Origin of the sequence: Demequina sp. NBRC 110052, assembly GCF_002090075.1 — a bacterium.
In the GTDB taxonomy this organism is placed as follows: Bacteria; Actinomycetota; Actinomycetes; order Actinomycetales; family Demequinaceae; genus Demequina.
Map to the genome: position 1 here is coordinate 1231298 of NZ_BBRI01000002.1, position 17849 is coordinate 1249146.

General features: G+C 69.2%; 13 protein-coding genes. 6 read left to right on the forward strand and 7 right to left on the reverse strand.

What is annotated here, in order from left to right:
- Positions 1–1506 (reverse strand): M15 family metallopeptidase, encoded by a 1506-nt coding sequence (locus B7K21_RS05970; protein WP_159448426.1) that lies wholly within the window; start codon positions 1504–1506, stop codon positions 1–3.
- A gap of 491 nt (positions 1507–1997) precedes the next feature.
- Here B7K21_RS05970 and dnaK point away from each other — a divergent pair, with 491 nt between their 5' ends.
- The 5 genes from dnaK to B7K21_RS05995 all read left to right on the forward strand — a co-directional run bounded on the left by dnaK (position 1998) and on the right by B7K21_RS05995 (position 6404).
- Positions 1998–3875, forward strand: coding sequence for a molecular chaperone DnaK (gene dnaK, locus B7K21_RS05975; protein WP_084074273.1), 1878 nt, complete (start codon positions 1998–2000; stop codon positions 3873–3875).
- Between the two features lie 73 nt (positions 3876–3948).
- Positions 3949–4536, forward strand: coding sequence for a nucleotide exchange factor GrpE (gene grpE / locus B7K21_RS05980; RefSeq protein WP_084074274.1), 588 nt, complete (start codon positions 3949–3951; stop codon positions 4534–4536).
- Positions 4537–4570: 34 nt separating this feature from the next.
- On the forward strand, positions 4571–5515 hold the full coding sequence (locus B7K21_RS05985) for a DnaJ C-terminal domain-containing protein (protein ID WP_084074275.1): 945 nt from the start codon (positions 4571–4573) through the stop codon (positions 5513–5515).
- Between the two features lie 40 nt (positions 5516–5555).
- Entirely contained in the window at positions 5556–5966 is a 411-nt protein-coding gene (locus B7K21_RS05990) for a heat shock protein transcriptional repressor HspR (RefSeq protein WP_084074276.1), read from the forward strand.
- A gap of 66 nt (positions 5967–6032) precedes the next feature.
- Complete coding sequence (locus B7K21_RS05995; protein ID WP_084074277.1) at positions 6033–6404, forward strand: VOC family protein; 372 nt, start codon at positions 6033–6035, stop codon at positions 6402–6404.
- Between the two features lie 100 nt (positions 6405–6504).
- On the opposite strand, the gene B7K21_RS06000 is transcribed toward B7K21_RS05995, so the two are convergent.
- Positions 6505–7275, reverse strand: a complete 771-nt coding sequence (locus B7K21_RS06000) for a hypothetical protein (protein ID WP_144016077.1) — start codon at positions 7273–7275, stop codon at positions 6505–6507.
- Between the two features lie 189 nt (positions 7276–7464).
- Between B7K21_RS06000 and B7K21_RS06005 the strand changes: the two genes are divergently transcribed.
- Positions 7465–10434, forward strand: a complete 2970-nt coding sequence (locus tag B7K21_RS06005; protein WP_084074279.1) for a sigma-70 family RNA polymerase sigma factor — start codon at positions 7465–7467, stop codon at positions 10432–10434.
- A gap of 37 nt (positions 10435–10471) precedes the next feature.
- Here B7K21_RS06005 and B7K21_RS06010 read toward each other — a convergent pair whose 3' ends face one another.
- The 5 genes from B7K21_RS06010 to upp all read right to left on the reverse strand — a co-directional run bounded on the left by B7K21_RS06010 (position 10472) and on the right by upp (position 17748).
- Positions 10472–11080: a DJ-1/PfpI family protein gene (locus B7K21_RS06010; protein WP_084074280.1), complete on the reverse strand. Its 609-nt coding sequence runs from the start codon at positions 11078–11080 to the stop codon at positions 10472–10474.
- A 67-nt stretch (positions 11081–11147) separates the two neighbouring features.
- Positions 11148–12476, reverse strand: a complete 1329-nt coding sequence (locus B7K21_RS06015; RefSeq protein WP_084074281.1) for a multidrug effflux MFS transporter — start codon at positions 12474–12476, stop codon at positions 11148–11150.
- 203 nt (positions 12477–12679) lie between these two features.
- Entirely contained in the window at positions 12680–13669 is a 990-nt protein-coding gene (locus B7K21_RS06020; protein ID WP_084074282.1) for a ribonucleotide-diphosphate reductase subunit beta, read from the reverse strand.
- Positions 13670–13702: 33 nt separating this feature from the next.
- A complete protein-coding gene (locus tag B7K21_RS06025) occupies positions 13703–16579 on the reverse strand; it encodes a ribonucleoside-diphosphate reductase subunit alpha (RefSeq protein WP_084074826.1) in 2877 nt (958 codons plus the stop codon).
- Positions 16580–17106: 527 nt separating this feature from the next.
- On the reverse strand, positions 17107–17748 hold the full coding sequence (gene upp / locus B7K21_RS06030) for a uracil phosphoribosyltransferase (protein WP_084074283.1): 642 nt from the start codon (positions 17746–17748) through the stop codon (positions 17107–17109).
- Positions 17749–17849 lie beyond the last annotated feature (101 nt).

A 17849-nucleotide genomic window follows, 5' to 3' on the forward strand; every position in this document is an offset into this window, starting at 1 on the left:
TCAGACGTCGGCCGCGAGTGCGCTCGTGACGCGCTCGAGCAGCACCGGAGCCTCGGGAAGGTCCGCGGAGCCGACGCCCGGCGCGACGAACTCGAGGTGCCACGACTCCGGCTTGGAACCGCCGGGGCGGGCCCACTGGGGGTGCACCCAGCCGTAGTCGGCGCCGTTCGCGGCCATCCACGCGGCCGCCTCGGGGTAGAAGTCGACGGCCATGCCCCACCCGTGGTTCGACGTGCCCGGGGGTGCGGCTGTCGTGGGCTTCGCCGCGCGCGTCGCGACCTGGAGCGAGTAGGAGCGGTAGGTGTCCGTGAGCGTGAGGTGCCGGCCCGTCTGCGCATGGAAGTCAGCATCCGCGAGCAGCAGCGCCGCCGCTGCATCGCACTGGAGCCGGTGTCCGGCGGCGTACGGGATGTCGCACAGCTGTGAGGAAGGAATCCGTCCGTTGGAGTAGGACACTCCGTCGGGTGCGCCGCTCCAGCCGTTCTGGTGCTCGGCGACTGCAGCGCGATATCGGTCGGTCACTGCCGCACGCGCACCGGCGACTGCCTGCTCATACTCGCTCGTGGCCTTCGCGTTGAGCGCGTCGACGCGCGTGTTCTCTGCCTCGACCCAGGCGAGGTGAGAGGCGCGCAGGCCCGTCATCGCTTCGGAGAGCTCGGCCGCCGCCGCCTCGATGTCGCGCGCCAGCTCATCGGCGCGCGCGGAATCCTGTGCGACATCGTCGGCCTCGGAAGCCGCCGCGGCGTCATCCGCCGCCGTGAGGGCAGCGTCGAGCGCGGTGCGCGCGGACGCCGCGCGCGTGAGCGTCGCGGGATCGGTGATCTGCGTGCCGACGGCCGCGAGGTCGTCGGTGGCCTGCAGGAGCTCGAGTCGCGCGGTGACGCCACTGACCTCATCGACGACGCGAGCCACGTCTGCGGCCGCCTCGTCGAGCGCGGCGGCGGTGCGCTCGAGCTCCGCCGTCGCCGCCCTGACCGCGCCGAGGTCTCGCTCCTCGCGGTCGAGCACGCTCTGCACCTCGCGGTCAGGGACCACCTCGACGGCGGCCTCCACCGCCGTGGACGCGCCGAGCTGCGTGAGCGTGGGTGTCTGGTTGGCGGTCGCGGCCACGACCTCGGGAGCGCCGATCGCTTCGGCTGGCGTCGCGACCGGCTCGGCCGGCAGGAGCGGGGGCAGCGGTTCGCTGGGCGTGACCTCGATGACCACGCTGTCGAGCGCGCGTTCGGCCGCGACGGTCTGCACGGTGACATCAAGCTCATCGACGGCCGCGGAGACGTCGGCCTGCGTGAGGTGAGGCTCGGCCGCGGCCGTCGCAGAGACGGCGCGCGTGAGGGACTCGGCGAGGCTCTGGCGCTTGGTCTCGACTTGGCGCGCGGCCTGCTCGGCCTGCAGCAGGGCGACCTCGACGGTGGCGGCATTGGCGCCGACCGCTCCGGCGCCGACGACGACGCAGGCGATGGCGGACGAGGCCGCGAGGGTACGGAGACGTGACTGGGTGGAACTCATATAGGCAACACAAAGAGAGGCCCCGGGGGAAGGGCCGCTGCACTCCATCGGTAGTGGGACGAATGCGCCGATCCTGGCGGGGCGAGCCTCACGGCGGGCCCTGCGCTCGGGTGTCGACGCGGCGGCGCGGGCTCGATCCGAGGGACCTGGAGTCCGCACTGCGACTGTGTGCTCAACGGACGGGAGCCTCCAGCTGTTCCCGTGGCTGCGTGTCGAAGCCGCGGAGCGCACGCTTTCTGCTATGAGCGTGCGCGTGCCGGAGCCACCTTCGTGCCGACCACGGCCGCAGGTTCGGTGGAGTCCTCGATGTGGTGCAAGAGCATCAGGTGGCACCCCGGGCAGCATCCCGCAGAAGTTGAGCAGATTCGACTCAACTTTGGCCGCTGCGGCTTGACAGCGCCTGCCACGCTCCATAACCTGAGTGAAGGTCGCTCAACTGTGGAGCGAGAGAACGAGCGGGCGGTCCCCGGGACCGCCACTGGAGGTACACCATGTCCCGTGCAGTCGGCATCGACCTCGGCACCACGAACTCGTGCGTCGCGGTGCTCGAGGGCGGAGAGCCCACCGTCATCGCGAACGCCGAGGGCGCTCGCACCACCCCGTCCGTCGTCGCGTTCTCGAAGACCGGCGAGGTGCTCGTCGGCGAGATCGCGAAGCGCCAGGCCGTCACCAACGTGGACCGCACCATCGCCTCGGTGAAGCGCCACATGGGCACCGACTGGTCGAAGGAGATCGACGACAAGAAGTACACGCCGCAGGAGATCTCGGCGCGCATCCTCGGCAAGCTCAAGCGCGACGCCGAGGAGTACCTGGGCGAGAAGGTGACCGACGCGGTCATCACCGTCCCGGCGTACTTCAACGACGCCGAGCGCCAGGCCACCAAGGACGCCGGTGAGATCGCAGGCCTCAACGTGCTGCGCATCGTCAACGAGCCCACCGCCGCGGCGCTTGCCTACGGCCTCGACAAGGGCAAGGAAGACGAGCTCATCCTGGTCTTCGACCTCGGTGGAGGAACCTTCGACGTCTCGCTGCTCGAGGTCGGCAAGGACGAGGACGCGTTCTCGACCATCCAGGTCCGCGCGACCGCCGGCGACAACCGCCTGGGCGGCGACGACTGGGACCAGCGCATCGTCGACCACCTGGTCAAGGAGGTCAAGAACACGGAAGGCGTGGACCTCGCCAAGGACCGCGCGGCGCTGCAGCGCCTGCGCGAGGCCTCCGAGCAGGCCAAGAAGGAGCTCTCGTCGGCGCAGTCGACGCAGATCTCGCTCCAGTACCTGTCGATCGGCGAGAACGGCCCCGTCCACCTTGACACCCGTCTCACCCGCGCGCAGTTCCAGCAGATGACCTCGGACCTGCTCGAGCGCACCAAGGCGCCGTTCCACCAGGTCATCAAGGACGCCGGCATCAAGCTGTCCGACATCGACCACGTGGTGCTCGTCGGCGGCTCGACGCGCATGCCCGCCGTCTCCGAGGTCGTCAAGGAGCTCACCGGCGGCCAGGAGCCCAACAAGGGCGTGAACCCCGACGAGGTCGTCGCCGTCGGCGCGGCCCTCCAGGCTGGCGTCATCAAGGGAGAGCGCAAGGACGTCCTGCTCATCGACGTCACCCCGCTGAGCCTCGGCATCGAGACCAAGGGCGGCGTGATGACCACGCTGATCGAGCGCAACACCGCGATCCCCACCAAGTCGTCGGAGGTCTTCTCGACCGCCGAGGACAACCAGCCGTCCGTGCTGGTGCAGGTGTACCAGGGTGAGCGCCAGTTCGCCCGCGACAACAAGCTGCTCGGCACCTTCGAGCTGGGCGGCATCGCGCCCGCCCCGCGCGGCGTGCCGCAGATCGAGGTCACCTTCGACATCGACGCCAACGGCATCGTGCACGTCCACGCCAAGGACCGCGGCACCGGCAAGGAGCAGTCCATCACCGTGACCGGCGGCTCGGCCCTCAGCAAGGAGGACATCGAGCGCATGGTCAAGGACGCCGAGGAGCACGCGGACGAGGACAAGAAGCGCCGCGAGGACGCCGAGACGCGCAACAACGCCGAGACCTTCGCGTACTCGACCGAGAAGATCCTGTCCGAGAACGAGGACAAGGTGCCGGCCGAGGTCGCCGAGGACGTGAAGTCCGCGATCGCCGAGGTCAAGACCGCTCTCGAGGGCGAAGACATCGACGAGATCAAGACTAAGCACGAGGCGCTCGTCGAGAAGTCGCAGAAGATCGGCGAGGCCGTCTACGCCGCCCAGCAGGCCGAGGGCGTGAACGTCGACGCCGACTCCGCGGCGCAGACCGCTGGCGCGGCCGGCGCGAGCGACTCGGACGACGACGTCGTGGACGCCGAGATCGTCGACGACGAGGACGACAAGAAGTAAGCGCAGCGGCGGGCGCCCGGCTCCGGCCGCGGCGCCCGCCCGTCGCCGCTTCCCGTCCCGCAAGGAGACAGACATGACTGACGAGAATTCCCAGCCTGAGGGCGAGAACGAGGATGCGCTGGCGCAGGCCGAGCGCATCATGAACGAAGCCGGCGGCACGTTCCTCGACGAGAACGCCGACGGTGTGGACGACCTCGAGGCCGACGAGGCGGGTGCGGACGACGCGCTCACGCAGGCGGAGACCAAGGCCGCCGAACACCTCGCGGACCTCCAGCGCCTCCAGGCCGAGTACGTCAACTACCGCAAGCGAGTGGACCGCGACCGCGAGCTGATCGCCGAGAACGCCACCGCGAAGGCCGTCGAGGCGCTGTTCCCGGTGCTCGACGACATCGCGGCCGCGCGCGAGCACGGCGATCTCGCCGACGGGCCCTTCGCGTCGATCGCGGAGAAGCTCGAGACCGCGCTCGGCCGACTCGGCTGGTCCAGCTTCGGCGCCGCGGGCGAGGTCTTCGACCCCGCCCATCACGAGGCGCTGATGTCGCAGCCGAGCGCCGACGTGACCGAGCCGACGGTGCAGCACGTCGCCCAGCCGGGCCACCGGATCGGCGACCGCGTGGTGCGACCGGCACGCGTCATCGTCGCGCAGCCCGAGGACCAGTAGTTCACCACCCGAGGATCCACGGAAGGAGGCGGGGATGACGAGCCAGGATTGGTTCAGCAAGGACTTCTACGCGGCGCTCGGCGTCTCCAAGGATGCCTCCGCCGAGGAGATCAAGAAGGCGTACCGCAAGCTCGCCAAGGAGCTGCATCCGGACCGCAACCCTGGTGACGCGAACGCGGAGAAGCGCTTCAAGGACGTGGGCGAGGCCTACGGCGTGCTCTCGGATGCCGAGCAACGCAAGCAGTACGACGCGATCCGCGCCATGGGCGGCGGCGCCCGCTTCCAGGCGGGCGGGCCGGGAGGCGGCGGCTACGAGGACGTGTTCTCCGGCATGTTCGGAGGCGGCACGACCGGCGGCCAGCAGTATCGGGCGCAGGGCTTCGAGGACATCCTGGGCAACCTGTTCGGCGGAGGCGCCCGACGCGGCCCGCAGCAGGGCTCGGATGTCGCCGCCGCCACCGAGGTCACCTTCCGGCAGGCGGCCGAGGGCGCGACCGTGCGGCTGGGCATGGCGACGGGCACCGTCTCGGCACGCCTGCCCGCGGGAGTGCAGGACGGCCAACGGATCCGCCTGCGCGGCAAGGGCCGTCCCGGCGTCAACGGCGGTCCTGCCGGCGACCTGCTGCTGACTGTGCACGTGGCCAAGCACCCGGTGTTCTCCATGGATGGCGCGCACCTCAAGGTGCGCGTCCCCGTGAGCTTCGACGAAGCGGTGCTCGGAGCCGTCGTCGAGGTGCCCACGCTGGACGGCGACAAGGTGAAGGTCAAGGTTCCGGCGGGGACGTCTTCTGGCAAGGTCCTGCGCGTCAAGGGCCGCGGCCTCACCACCAAGGACGGCCGGGGCGACCTGCTGGCGTCGATCGAGGTCGCGGTGCCCACCAAGCTGTCGAAGGCTGCCAAGGAGGCGCTCCAGGCCTTCGCTCTTGAGACGGCGAGCGACGAGCCTCGCGCCACGCTGTACCGGGACGCTTCCTCGTGAGCGAGGGCTCCCGCCACTAGGGTGACCGGAAGGAGGACACATGGAGCAGCCTGACGTCGACGAGCCCGTGTTCCTCATCTCTGCGGCAGCGGAGCTCGCGGGCATGCACCCCCAGACTCTTCGGCAGTACGACCGGCTGGGGCTGGTCGTGCCGCAGCGCCGCCCCGGCGGCGGCCGCCGCTACTCCCTGCGTGACGTCGCCGTGCTGCGCGAGGTGCAGCGCATGAGCCAGGAGGAGGGCATCAACCTCGCCGGCATCAAGCGCATCCTCCACCTTGCCCGTGAGGTGCAGCGCCTCGAGCGGGAGGTCGAGCGCCTCAAGCCACGGGCTGACACCGGTTCGCGCGTGTTCACGTCCGGGCCGTCGGGCAACGTCGTCATCGTCGAGCGTGGCAAGCGCGTGCGTCGCGATGAGGGTCGCTCGCTGGTGCTGTGGCATCGCGAGCGGTGACCCCGGCCACGGGGAAGATCCCACACAGCGGTTGACACATGTGCACCGAACGCGGACGTTGAGCACATGGCAGACCACGACTCCGCGCACCTGCACCACGGTTTCGACTACCTCGAGATCCCCGTGCTCGACATCGACGCCGCCGTCGAGTTCTACGGCGCCGCCTTCGGGTGGACTTTCACGTCCTACGGTCCCGGCTACCAGGGCATCACCACGCCGGACGGCCGCGAAGCAGGCGGCCTGAGCCTCACAGGCATGGTCAAGCCCGGCGGGATCCTCGTCGTGCTGTTCTCCCGCGACCTCAGCGCTACCCGCGATGCCGTGCGCGCCGCCGGCGGCATCATCACGCGCGACATCTTCGAGTTCCCCGGCGGGTACCGCTTCCACTTCACGGAACCGAGCGGACACGAGCTCGGGGTGTGGAGCTTCAACGCCTGACCCGACCACGGCGTCGGGCACGTCGCGCTGGAAAGAAGAATGCGGCGCGTGACGCCCTCAGCTCGTCACGCGCCGCAAGTCTGTATGCGGTGCTCCCACGTCAGCGCTGCAGCGACTCCAGGAGGTCCTGCGCGTACTGGTGAGTGCCCGGCAGGGACTCGATCCACACGCGCGGAGGCTGGCGCACCAGGTTCGCGACCCGCATCGCCACGGCCTTGGCGCCGATGTGGTCGCGCAGCTGCGCAATACCGATCCCCAGCTCCATGCCGCGCTCCACGAGGACCGCGTAGAGGCCGTCGCCCAGGCGGGCCATGGGATGACCCTCGCCGTACGCTCCGATCAGGGCCTGGCCCACAGCCGCGTTGCGCGCCATCCGCTGCCACGGGTCGCTGTCCTCGACGGAGACGTCCACCATCACGAGCGCGTGCGTGTCGGGCACCTTGAGACCCGAGCGCTGACCCGCTCCGTAGACCTCCGCGAGGCGCTGCACCAGGTAGTCACCGGTGCCGAGCCCGGACTCGGGGTCGTGCATCTGCGGAGCGACATGCGCGGCCGCGTCACCCTCGGTCCAGCCCTCGCACAACGCGCGGATCGAACGAATCGGCGCCGACTCGAAGCCGGCGGCGCGGAACAGCACCGCCATGTCGTCGATCGCCTCGGTGATGCCGACACCGACTCCGGCGCGGGCCTGGCCCAGACGGAAGGCGGCGGGAGCGGTGTCCAGACGGGCCTCGAGGGCCTCCACGAGAGCCTCAGCGGCCGGCGTGTACCAGTCGCCGGGACGCAGCCAGACGGAGTCGACCGACGCGTTCTCCCACTTGCGCAGGAGAGCGTGGCTCGACGCCGCCGGGACGTTCACATCGCTGCTCATGCCAGATGAGAGGGACGTCACACGCGGCTATGACGCGGATTCGAAGACAATTTCTGCGATCGCTGCGTGGCGGCGCCGATTTCTCCGTATGTGAGGTATTGCGCATCCGCTGGTCTTGTCGTGGGTACGCACGAGCAGGGATGATGGAGGCCGAGCCGTCGCGCGTCCGCGACGGCGGATTGGTGGCGGATGAGCTCCGAGGCGATGGTGCTCTGGACTGACGCGTCCAGTGACCCCGAGCTGATCGCAGGCGTACGCGCCGGCGACTCGGCCGCCTTCGGCGTGCTCTACGAACGCCACGTGGCCGCCGCCCGCAAGGTCGCCGCCACCTACACGAACGCCTCGTCCGACATCGACGACGTCGTGTCCGAGTCGTTCTCGCGCGTCCTGCGGGCGCTGCAGCGCGGCGACGGTCCTGACCTCGCGTTCCGCGCGTATCTGTTCACGATCGTGCGCCGCACGGGCATGGACCTCATCAACAAGGGGATCCGTACCAAGCCTCGTGACGACATGGGCGAGTTCGAATCCGCGATGGGCTACGAGGCCGCTTCTGACGAGCCCGCGCTCGAGGGCTTCGAGCAAGGGATGGTCGCCGACGCCTTCAAGTCCCTCCCCGAGCGCTGGCAGGCCGTGCTCTGGTACACGGAGGTCGAGAAGAAGAGCCCGCGTGACATCGCACCGCTGCTCGGCCTGAGCGCTAACGGAGTGGCAGCGCTCGCCTACCGTGCGCGCGAGGCGCTCCGCCAGGCGTACCTGCAGCAGCACCTCAACGTGTCCGACACTGTCGACTGCCTCGAGGCCAACACCCAGCTCGGCGCCTATGTGCGTGGAGGCCTGAGCAAGCGCGAGTCGACGCGCGTCGACAGCCACGTGCGTTCGTGCGAGCGCTGTGCGGCACTCGTCGCCGAGCTCGAGGACGTCAACCGCGGCATGCGCAGCATCATCGCGCCGCTCGTGCTCGGCACGCTCGGCATGGCCGCGCTCGAGGGCGGGCTGCCCGTGGGTGGAGCAGCAGGCGGGGTCGCCGCGGGCTCGGGCGCAGCCGGTTCGGGCGCCGCAGGCACCGGGGCGGCCGGCTCCGGCGCTGCCGCTGGCACCGCCTCTGCCTCGGGCACCGCCGTCACCGGCGCCGCGGCGAGCATCGGTGGAGTGGCGGCTGGCGCAGTCGGAACCGCGAGCGCGCTCGGCGCGACCACGGGCGCGGCAGGCGCCGCAGCCACGGCGGGCACCCTGTCCAGTTTCTTCGCGGGTGCGGCTTCGCTCGCGCTTCCCGTCGCAGCCACCGTCGGCATCGTGGCCCTTGCCGCGACCGGCGCCTCATACCTGGGCCTCATCTCGGGCGACGAGCCCGGCGACGACACTCCGGTGATCGCAGAGAGCCCCGCCGAGCCCAGCGCTGACGACGACGCGCCGGCCGTCGCGGAGCCGACTGACGACGCCGACCAGACTCCCGCAATGGACGAGCCCGACGCCGTCGAGACCATCGCGCCTGCCGCTCCTCGCGAGGAGGCGCCCGTGGTCGCGGACAGCGGCTCCAGCGCGTCGGGCAAGGGCTCCACGGGCCAGACCTCCACGGGCTCGACCGGCGGATCCACGGGCCCCACCGAAGGTGGGACAGGCTCGACCGGTGGATCCACGGGCTCCACCGGGGGTGACACCGGCTCGACCGAAGGTGAGACAGGCTCGACTGGCGGCGACACTGGCGGCGAGAATGGCGGCGACACCGGCTCGACGGGCGGCGACACCGGCTCGACCGGCACCGCCTCCCTCTCCATCGGCGGTGCACCGCTCGACTACCTGTCGCTGTCCGCGACCGACCCCGCAGTCTCCCTCCGTATTGCGAACGACGGCGACGGCGACGCGGGCGATGTCACCGCGTCCATCCAGCTGCCGGACGGCCTGACGTTCTCGCCGCCCCCTGCCGGAGCGTCGGCGTTCTCGGTGGTCTCGGCAGACCGGCTGGGCGACTTCCTCAGCTTCGCGCTCGACGGCACGCTGACCGTGGGCGACTGGGAGTGCACGCTCAACGACGACGCGTCCACCGCGACGTGCGCTCTGACGACCATCGCCGCGGGCGAGTCCGCCGAGCTGGATCTCGACCTCGAGCTGCTCGCGCCGCAGCTCGCGCAGGACGCCGTGACGACGTTCACAGTCTCCTCCGGCGGCGTCGAGTCGTCGTACGCCGTGCGCACCGGCATCTCGGCCAACGACGAGAACCTCGCCGCGGCGTTCTACGCCACGGGCAACGTGGCAGCGGTTCAGGTCGGCACGAGCCTGCTGGGCTGCACTGACGGCGACAACGTCTGCGCGCAGGCGATGGCCTTCAACGGCAACGCGGCGCAGGCCAAGTACAACAACAACGCACACGCGCTCGTCCCGCTCAACACCGCCGATGGCGACGTCGTCTCCGGCACCACGACGCTCTCCCTCCCCGAGGGCGCGCAGGTTGCCTACGCTTCCCTGGAGTGGGCCGCGAACCACGGCACCGAGGACGCCAGCTTCACCGGCGACACCTCCGCCGCTCGCCTGCGGGTCCCTGGAGCTACGGAGTACCTGGACATCACGGCCGACGCGGTGACGGACTCGCTCGATCCCGAGGGCCGTGTCTACTACCAGGCACGCGCTGATGTCACCGACCTTGTCGCCGCGGCGGGGGCTGGCGAGTACTCGCTGGCGGACATCGCCCTCGCCGCCTCGATGGACGACGACGAGTCCGACCGCAACTACCTGGCCGGGTTCACCCTCACGGTCGTCTACAGCGACGAGGCCCTCCCCGAGGCGCGTGTGGCCGTGTATCAGGGCTCCGAGTGGGTGCACGCAGGCACGACTCCTGACCTGTCCTTCTACACGCCGCAGTCCTCCGACGTGACCGTGGGTCTGACGGCCTGGGACGGCGATCGCGGCTTCCTGAACGACCGCGTGGACATCGATGGCGACACCCTGATGCCCTACCACTGGAACGGCTCGAGCACCTCCAACGGAGACTCGGGCAACTTCGGGGACTCGACGGCGATGGGCTCCATCTTCGCGAACAACATGGGCGTCGACGCCAAGCACTTCCGCGACAAGACCGTCACCGAGGGCGTCCACACCCTGACCGCACGCACCGGCGCCGACTACCTGCTGCTGTCATCAGTGACGCTCACGGTCGCCGAGTAGTAGTCCGACGCGACTCCCGCCTCGAGTCACGAGCGGTTCAACGCGAGGGCTCCGGCTCCCAATCCAGATCGATCTGACGGGCAGTACGACGCGCGTGATCGACGCCGTGCTCGCGCGCGACCAGGTGCAGTGCCGTATGCAGGCCCGAGGCGATCGCGCCGCCGGTGACGACGGTTCCTGCGTCGACCCATCGCACCCCTGGCACGGCCTCGCCGACGCTCGCCGTCGCCGCCAGCGCATGGAGGTCCTCCCAGTGCGTCGTCGCAGGGAGGCCGCCGAGCAGGCCCGCATCGGCCAGCAGGAAGGCTCCGGTGCACACCGACGCGACGACGTCGGCCTCGGCTCCAAGTGCCTTCACCGCCGCGATCAGCGCAGCGTCGGCACGCGCGGCGTCGACGTCGATGAGCCCGGGCACGATGACGAGGTGCAGGTCGCGCGCCTCCTCGACCGGAGTCAACCCGGTCACGGTCAGCCCCCCGAACGCCGCGACGTCCTGACCGTCCACACTGAGCGGCACCATGTCGTACAGGGGATCGCCGCCGTCGCGTTCGGCGAGCCGCGACGCCGTCAGCAGCACCTCGTAGGGCCCGCCCGCGTCGAGCAGGTCGAAGCCGGGGAACAGGAGCAGTCCTACGCGTGCGGTCATGGGGCCACGCTAGCCCCGCAGAATGGTGCCCCGCGGGTTCCGCGCGGCACCTTCCGACACCAGGCGGCTAGACGAGCACCTCGGAGCTCACGCGCGGTCGCACCACGAGCCACAGGCTCAGGTGGGCGACTGCCAGCGCGGCGCACATCACGACTCCCATCGCGATGACGGAGATCCCCAGGAGGCCTACGAGGGGCGAGATGAGACCCGCCACACCGAAGTTGACCGCGCCGAGCATCGACGCGGCGGTGCCGGCCTCCTTGGGGTGATCGGCCAGCGCGAGCACCTGGACCGCTGGCATCACGAACCCGAGCGGCGCCACCGTGAAGAACAGCGGCACGAGCACTCCCACGAGGCCGAGGCCCAGGAGAGCGCTCGTGAGCAGCGCGAGCGCTCCGATCGCCATGACCGTGAGACCGAAGGTCATCACGGCGCGCGGCGCGAGGCGCCGCATGAGGCGCGCACCCACCTGGTTGCACACGACGAGGCCGACGGCGTTGATCCCGAACACGAAGGCGAACTGCTGCGAGGTGAGTCCGTAGCCGTCCTGGAGGATAAACGACGAGGACGAGAGATACGAGAACAGCGCCGAGAAGACCATCGACCCGACCAGGAGCACACCGAGGAAGGTGCGATCTGCGATCAGAACGCGGTAGCGCCCGGAGACCACGCGCCACTCGAACGCGCCACGACGGTCGGCGGGCAGCGTCTCGGCGAGCGCGATGCCAGCGATCACCGTGACGACGAGGCCGTAGGCCGCGAGGACCACGAACACGCCACGCCACTGCACGAAGGACAGCACCTGCGCGCCGATGACCGGCGCGAGCACGGGCGCGAGCCCGGTGACCAGCGCCATACGCGCCAGGGTCCGGATGAGCTTCTGGCCCGAGAACAGGTCGCGCACCATGGCCATCGCGACCACCGCGGCACCCGCGGCCCCGATGCCCTGGAACACTCGGCCGATCATGACGGCAGTCACGTCCTGCGCGAAGATCACGGACACCGAGGCGAGCACGTGGATCGCGGTCGCGGCAAGCAGCGGCACCTTGCGGCCGACGGCATCTGACAGCGGGCCCAGGATCAGCTGACCGAGCCCGAAGCCGATCATGGTGGCGGTGAGAGTGAGCTGGATCGCAGCCTCGGTGGTCGCCAGGTCGGCGGCGACGTCCGGGAAGGCCGGCAAGTACATGTCGATGGTGAACGGGCCGAGCGCGACCAGGGCGCCGAGCAGCAGGACCAGTCCCGCGCGCTGGCGGCGGCTCAGCGCGTCACCACCATGCACGACGGGTTCGGCCGTCGCCGTGGAGGCGGACGCCTCAAGGGTCGCGGTCGCCTCGGCCGTGGCGGCCACGGCGTCGTCGAGGGCGGACGGGCGGGTGTTCAGGTCTGCGGTCATGCGTGGGTGGAGGCTCCAATGCGAGGCGTGCGCCGACGGGAGGCAGGCGCACTCCCCCTAGGTCTTCGTCGTCGGGGTCTGCGGATCGCGCGGCTCACGGCCTGCGCATGCGCTGCCGTGGCAACGCCGTCCGCCCGCGATTCTATTCCACGTGTCGAAAACTATCTAGCCCACCGCAGCTCGCGCGCACCCTGGGGTGCCCTCTACGCCTTCTTGGTCGCCTGCGCATTCACCTCGTAGGAAGTGTTCTGCTGCTCGAAGAAGTTGACGAGCTGCAGCGTGTCGTTGGCGGCCGCCATCCACTTGGCGGGATTCGCGACGTTGAACTCAGGCTCGAAGCCGAGCTCCTCGAGGCGCCGGTCGGTGAGGTACTTGACGTAGGTGTTCACGTAGTCGGCATTGAGGCCGAGGATCCCACGCGGGAACATGTCCCGGTTGTAAGCCTCCTCCATCTCGACGGCGTGGAGGATCATGCCGCGGATCTCGTCGGCGAACTCGGGGTCCTGGAGGTCCTCGTTCTCCTCGAGCACCGTGAGGATGAGGTTGATGCCGAACTGCAGGTGGAGCGACTCGTCGCGGATGATCCAGTCCATGAGCGAGCCGAAGTTCCGCAGCAGGTTCCGCTGGCGGAACGACAGCGCGACCATGAAGCCCGAGTAGAACCAGATGCCCTCGAGGATGATGTTGTAGGCGACGAGGTTGCGGATGAAGTCCTTCTTGCCCTCGGTCGTCGTGATGTCGAGCGTGTCCTCGGTCATCCGCTTGATGAACTTCGACTCGAACTCCTCCTTCGCCGCCATCGACGGCACGTCCACGTGCGCGGAGTAGGCCTTGTCGCGGTCGATGGGGAAGGTCTCGAGGATGTACTCGAAGGTCATGCAGTGGTTCGCTTCCTCCCACATCTGCTTGGCGAGGTACAGGTGGCCCTCGGGAGCGTTGATGTAGGGGTAGACGCCGAACGCGAGCGCCTTGTTGACGAGCAGCTCGTTCGGGTTGAAGTACGAGATGAGATGCAGCAGCGCGTGCTTCTCGTCGTCGGTCATCTTCTTGAAGTCCGCGAGGTCCTCGCCGAGCTGGATCTCGTTCGGGAACCACGTGTTTGCGACGGCCTGGTCGTACAGGTCCATCGCCCACGGGTAGGTGACGGGCTTGAGCAGGAGTCCGTCCTGGACGCCGGAGCCGAGGATGGCCATGTCAGTTCCTCCTGGGGTCGTGTGTGCTTGCGGTCACTGGCAGGACTCGCACTGGAGCGCTTCCATCGGATCCACCGGGCAGGCGACGCCCCCCACCACCTCGGTGCCGCCCGTGGGCGAGGCCTGAGTGCTGCCGAGCAGGTTGAGATCAGGCACCGCCGGGGGCGCCTGCGTCGGCGCGGCACTGACGGGCGGCGCGGACAACGGGACGGAGTCCGTCATCGACTCGGCCTCGACCACCGTCGTCGCATCCTCCGAGGGCGCATCGGCCGCGGGAGGCGCCGGGACCGCAGCGGTCGCGGCACCGAAGCCTCGGCGAGGGGCGCCGAAGCCGACCGGTGCGGCCTGAGCATCGGACCCACTCGGAGCCGCCGGAGCAACGGGCGCCTCGGCGGCGTTCACGGCCTCCGGTGCGCGCTCCGCCTCAGACGGGCTGACGTCCGACGCTGCGGTCGCCGCGGCCGTCGGCGCGCTGGCTCCGAATCCGCGCTTCTTGCCGCCGAACCCTCCGAATCCGGTGCGGGCGGGGCCGCCTGCGGCCGGTGCCTTGCTGCGGCCGCTCGCGGAGCCGGTCTTGTTGATGTTCTCGGTCTTGTTGACGCGCACTGTCGACTGCTCGGCCGTGTGGCGCGGCTTCATGTGGAGGTAGTACGTCGTCTTGACGCCCTTCTCCCACGCGAACGCGTACAGCTCCATCATCTTCTCGACATCGCGGTCCTCGAGGTAGATGTTGCGGCTGATGGCCTGGTCGATCCACTTCTGGGCGCGGGCCGCGACCTCGAGGAAGGCGTGCGGGTCGAGCTGAAATGACGTCTTGTAGACCTCGACCAGGTGCTCGGGGACGCCCTCGACGCGGCTGAGGTCGCCCTGGGCGGCGAGCAGCTCGTCCTTGACGTCCTCCCAGATGCCGAGCGCCTGCAGGTCTCGCACCAGGTTCGTGTTGACCTCGAGGAACTTTCCGCTCGACGTGTTGCGGGAGAAGATCTGCGAGAACTGCGGGTCGAAGCCGGGCGTGGTGCCCGCAACCAACCCGATCGAGGCAGTGGGGGCGACGGCCATGAGCGTCGCGTTGCGCATGCCGCCGCGCACCTTCTCGCGCATCGCATCCCAGTCCTGACGGGTGGTCCGATCGACGGTCACGGTGACGCCGCGATCGGCCTCGACCTCGGCGATCGTGTCGAACGGCACCTTGCCCTGCGACCAGCCCGAGCCCTGGAAGTTGGCGTACGAGCCGCGCTCGCGGGCGAGGTCTGCGGAGGCGTCGATCGCGTGGAACGACACGAACTCGACGATCTCATCGATCAGCGCGTAGGCCTCCTCGGACTCGTAGGCCATGCCGAGCCGCTCGGTGATGTCGGTGAAGCCCATGACTCCCAGGCCAACGGCGCGGTTCTGCGAGTTGGCGAACTCGGACTCGGGGACCGAAGAGAGGGTGATGTCCACGAGGTTGTCGAGCTGACGCACGGCCAGGCGTACCGACTTCTCCATGCGCTCCCAGTCGATCCTGCCGTCGATCAGGTGCTGCGGCAGGTTGATCGAGGCGAGGTTGCACACCGCGATGTTGTCGCGGTCCTGCGGCAGGCAGATCTCGGTGCACAGGTTGCTCAGGTGGATGGTGCCGGTGTTCGTGTTCAGAGCACGGTTGTTGATCGTGTCCTTCCACGTGAGCCACGGGTGGGACGTGGTCTGGAGGGTGACGAGGATCTGCTTGTACTGCTCGCGTGCGCGCATCTTCTGGAAGGCGCGCATCTTGCCCGCCTCTGCGAGCGCGATGTACTCGGCGTACCGGGCGGAGAACGCGGAGCCGGTGAGCTCGACCAAGTCGGGGGTCTCGGCGGGGTCGAAGAGGTACCAGTCCTGGTCGGCCGCCACGCGCTTCATGAACTCGTCGGAGATCCAGACCGCCGTGTTCGCGGTGCGGGTGCGGCGGTACGGGTCGCCCGAGTTCTGGCGCAGGTCGAGGAACTGCGGGAAGTCGAGGTGCCAGTTCTCCATGTAGAACGCGAGCGCGCCGAACTTCTTGCCGCCGCGGCTGACCGCGCGCAGGGTCGAGTCGATCGTGTGCATGAAGGGGATGGGACCGGTCGACGTGGTGTTGTTGGAGCGGATCGGGGACCCCTCCGACCGCAGCTTCGTCACGGACAGGCCGATGCCGCCTGTGCCCTTCGTGAGCCACATGACGTCACGCACCGACTTGGCGATGTGCTCGATGTCGTCCTCCATCTGCATGACGAAGCAGTTGGACAGCTGCGGGTACGAGGTGCCCGCGTTGACGAGCGTCGAGCCGGCGGGGAGGTAGTCGAGCGTGGAGATCTTCTCGTAGAACTCGAGCGCCATCGAGGTGGGGTCGGCCTCGTTGAGCGCGAGCCCCATCGCGACGCGCATCCAGAAGTACTGCGGGACCTCGAGCGTCTTCCGATGGCGGTCCGTGATCATGTAGCGGTTGCGCATGGTCACGGTGCCGATGTACTTCATCAGGTCGTCGCGCTTGGGATCGATCGCGGCGGCGAGCGTGTCAAGGTCGAACAGCGACTCGAGACGGGCGTCGAGCAGGCCGTCCTCGACGGCGTCGCGGATGTACCCGGGGAAGCGCGCGCGGTGCAGGAGGCGCAGCTCGAGCTCGGTGTCGTAGCCGCCGAGCACGCGCTTGTAGATAACCTTGCGCAGCAGCCGCGCGGCGACGACGTCGAAGTCGGGGTCGTCCTTCACGTTCTGGACCGCGACGCCGATCGCGGCCTCGTCGAGCTGCTCGGTGGTGATCCCGTCGAAGAGCGTGATCGCGAGCTCTGAGGCGATCTGGGTGGTGATCGAGATCTGGTCCGGCAGCCCCTCTGCGGCGCGCTCGATGGCCTTGTTGATGCGGTCCGCGTTGTACGGCTCGCGCGACCCGTCGCGCTTGGTGACGTGGATGCCTGTGCGCGCCGGGTTGGCCTCGGCGACGGCTGCGGCGACGGCGTCCGCGTCGACCTCGGTGGTGGTGTCGGTGATCGTCACGATTCTCCCCTGAAAGTGATCCGATACGTGGCCCGGGGGCCGATGCAGTTGATGCTGACGTGTCGCGTTGTCGCGTCGATCCAGGGGTCTCGGACACCGTCTCCCGCGGCGTTGCGGACCCTCATCGGCGTAGTTCGAGGCTAGACCAAACTACACCCGTGTGCAACAAGATATGGGGGTTTCCTGGGACCTCTGGCACTAGATGTTGTGGTCATGTGGATGAATCTGTGCAAACGCTGTGGACACGTCGGCGTGGCGTGTGGACTGCGCGGGTCATCGCGCGGAGACTATGCCGCTCGTGGTGCACAAGCCTGTGGACAGCCTCACGCGGACTGATCCTTCGAAGAAGCGGACGGCAAACGCGGAAAGACCCCGCGATCACCTGTTCAGGCTCTCAGCGGGGTCTGACATCCGGCCCAGTCACGCCCGGGCGAGCGCGCTTCTCAGTGGTCGACGATGCCGTACAGACGGTCGCCCGCGTCGCCCAGGCCGGGCACGATATAGCCCACCTCGTTGAGCTTCTCGTCCACGCACGCGACGACCACGGACACATCGGCCCTCTCTCCCACGGCGGCGCGCACGTTCTCGATGCCCTCAGGAGCGGCGAGCAGGCACACGCACGTGACGTCGGTCGCGCCTCGCTGCAGCACATAGTCGATCGCCATGATGAGCGATCCGCCGGTAGCGAGCATCGGGTCGATCAGGAATACCTGGCGCCCGGTGAGGTCGTCGGGCAGGCGGTTCGCGTACGTGATCGCCTCGAGCGTCTCCTCGTCGCGCTTGAGCCCCAGGAAGCCCACCTCGGCACTCGGGATGAGCCGAGTCATGCCGTCGAGCATGCCCAGACCCGCACGCAGGATCGGCACGATGATCGGCGCCGGGTCCGCGATCCGCGTACCGACGGTCGAGGTCAACGGGGTCTCCACGGGCCGCGACTCCACGCGCACGTGCCGTGTGGCCTCATACGCGAGCAGCGTGACGAGCTCATCCACCAACTGCCTGAACGTCGGCGACGGCGTGCTCTTGTCGCGCAGGATCGTGACCTTGTGGTCGATGAGCGGGTGGTCGGCGACGTGGAGCTGCATGCCGTCAGCCTACCCAGCGCGCGGCCCATGCGGGGGTCGCCACGGCCCATGCCCGACGCGTCGGCCGGGTGCTCTCTCCGCCCGCCCGATGCCCCGGTAGC

Excerpts from the sequence above, each read along its gene's own strand:
- B7K21_RS05970 (WP_159448426.1), bottom strand. The coding sequence starts at position 1,506 with ATGAGTTCCACCCAGTCACGTCTCCGTACCCTCGCGGCCTCGTCCGCC.
- dnaK (WP_084074273.1), top strand. The coding sequence starts at position 1,998 with ATGTCCCGTGCAGTCGGCATCGACCTCGGCACCACGAACTCGTGCGTC.
- grpE (WP_084074274.1), top strand. The coding sequence starts at position 3,949 with ATGACTGACGAGAATTCCCAGCCTGAGGGCGAGAACGAGGATGCGCTG.
- B7K21_RS05985 (WP_084074275.1), top strand. The coding sequence starts at position 4,571 with ATGACGAGCCAGGATTGGTTCAGCAAGGACTTCTACGCGGCGCTCGGC.
- B7K21_RS05990 (WP_084074276.1), top strand. The coding sequence starts at position 5,556 with ATGGAGCAGCCTGACGTCGACGAGCCCGTGTTCCTCATCTCTGCGGCA.
- B7K21_RS05995 (WP_084074277.1), top strand. The coding sequence starts at position 6,033 with ATGGCAGACCACGACTCCGCGCACCTGCACCACGGTTTCGACTACCTC.
- B7K21_RS06000 (WP_144016077.1), bottom strand. The coding sequence starts at position 7,275 with ATGAGCAGCGATGTGAACGTCCCGGCGGCGTCGAGCCACGCTCTCCTG.
- B7K21_RS06005 (WP_084074279.1), top strand. The coding sequence starts at position 7,465 with ATGAGCTCCGAGGCGATGGTGCTCTGGACTGACGCGTCCAGTGACCCC.
- B7K21_RS06010 (WP_084074280.1), bottom strand. The coding sequence starts at position 11,080 with ATGACCGCACGCGTAGGACTGCTCCTGTTCCCCGGCTTCGACCTGCTC.
- B7K21_RS06015 (WP_084074281.1), bottom strand. The coding sequence starts at position 12,476 with ATGACCGCAGACCTGAACACCCGCCCGTCCGCCCTCGACGACGCCGTG.
- B7K21_RS06020 (WP_084074282.1), bottom strand. The coding sequence starts at position 13,669 with ATGGCCATCCTCGGCTCCGGCGTCCAGGACGGACTCCTGCTCAAGCCC.
- upp (WP_084074283.1), bottom strand. The coding sequence starts at position 17,748 with ATGCAGCTCCACGTCGCCGACCACCCGCTCATCGACCACAAGGTCACG.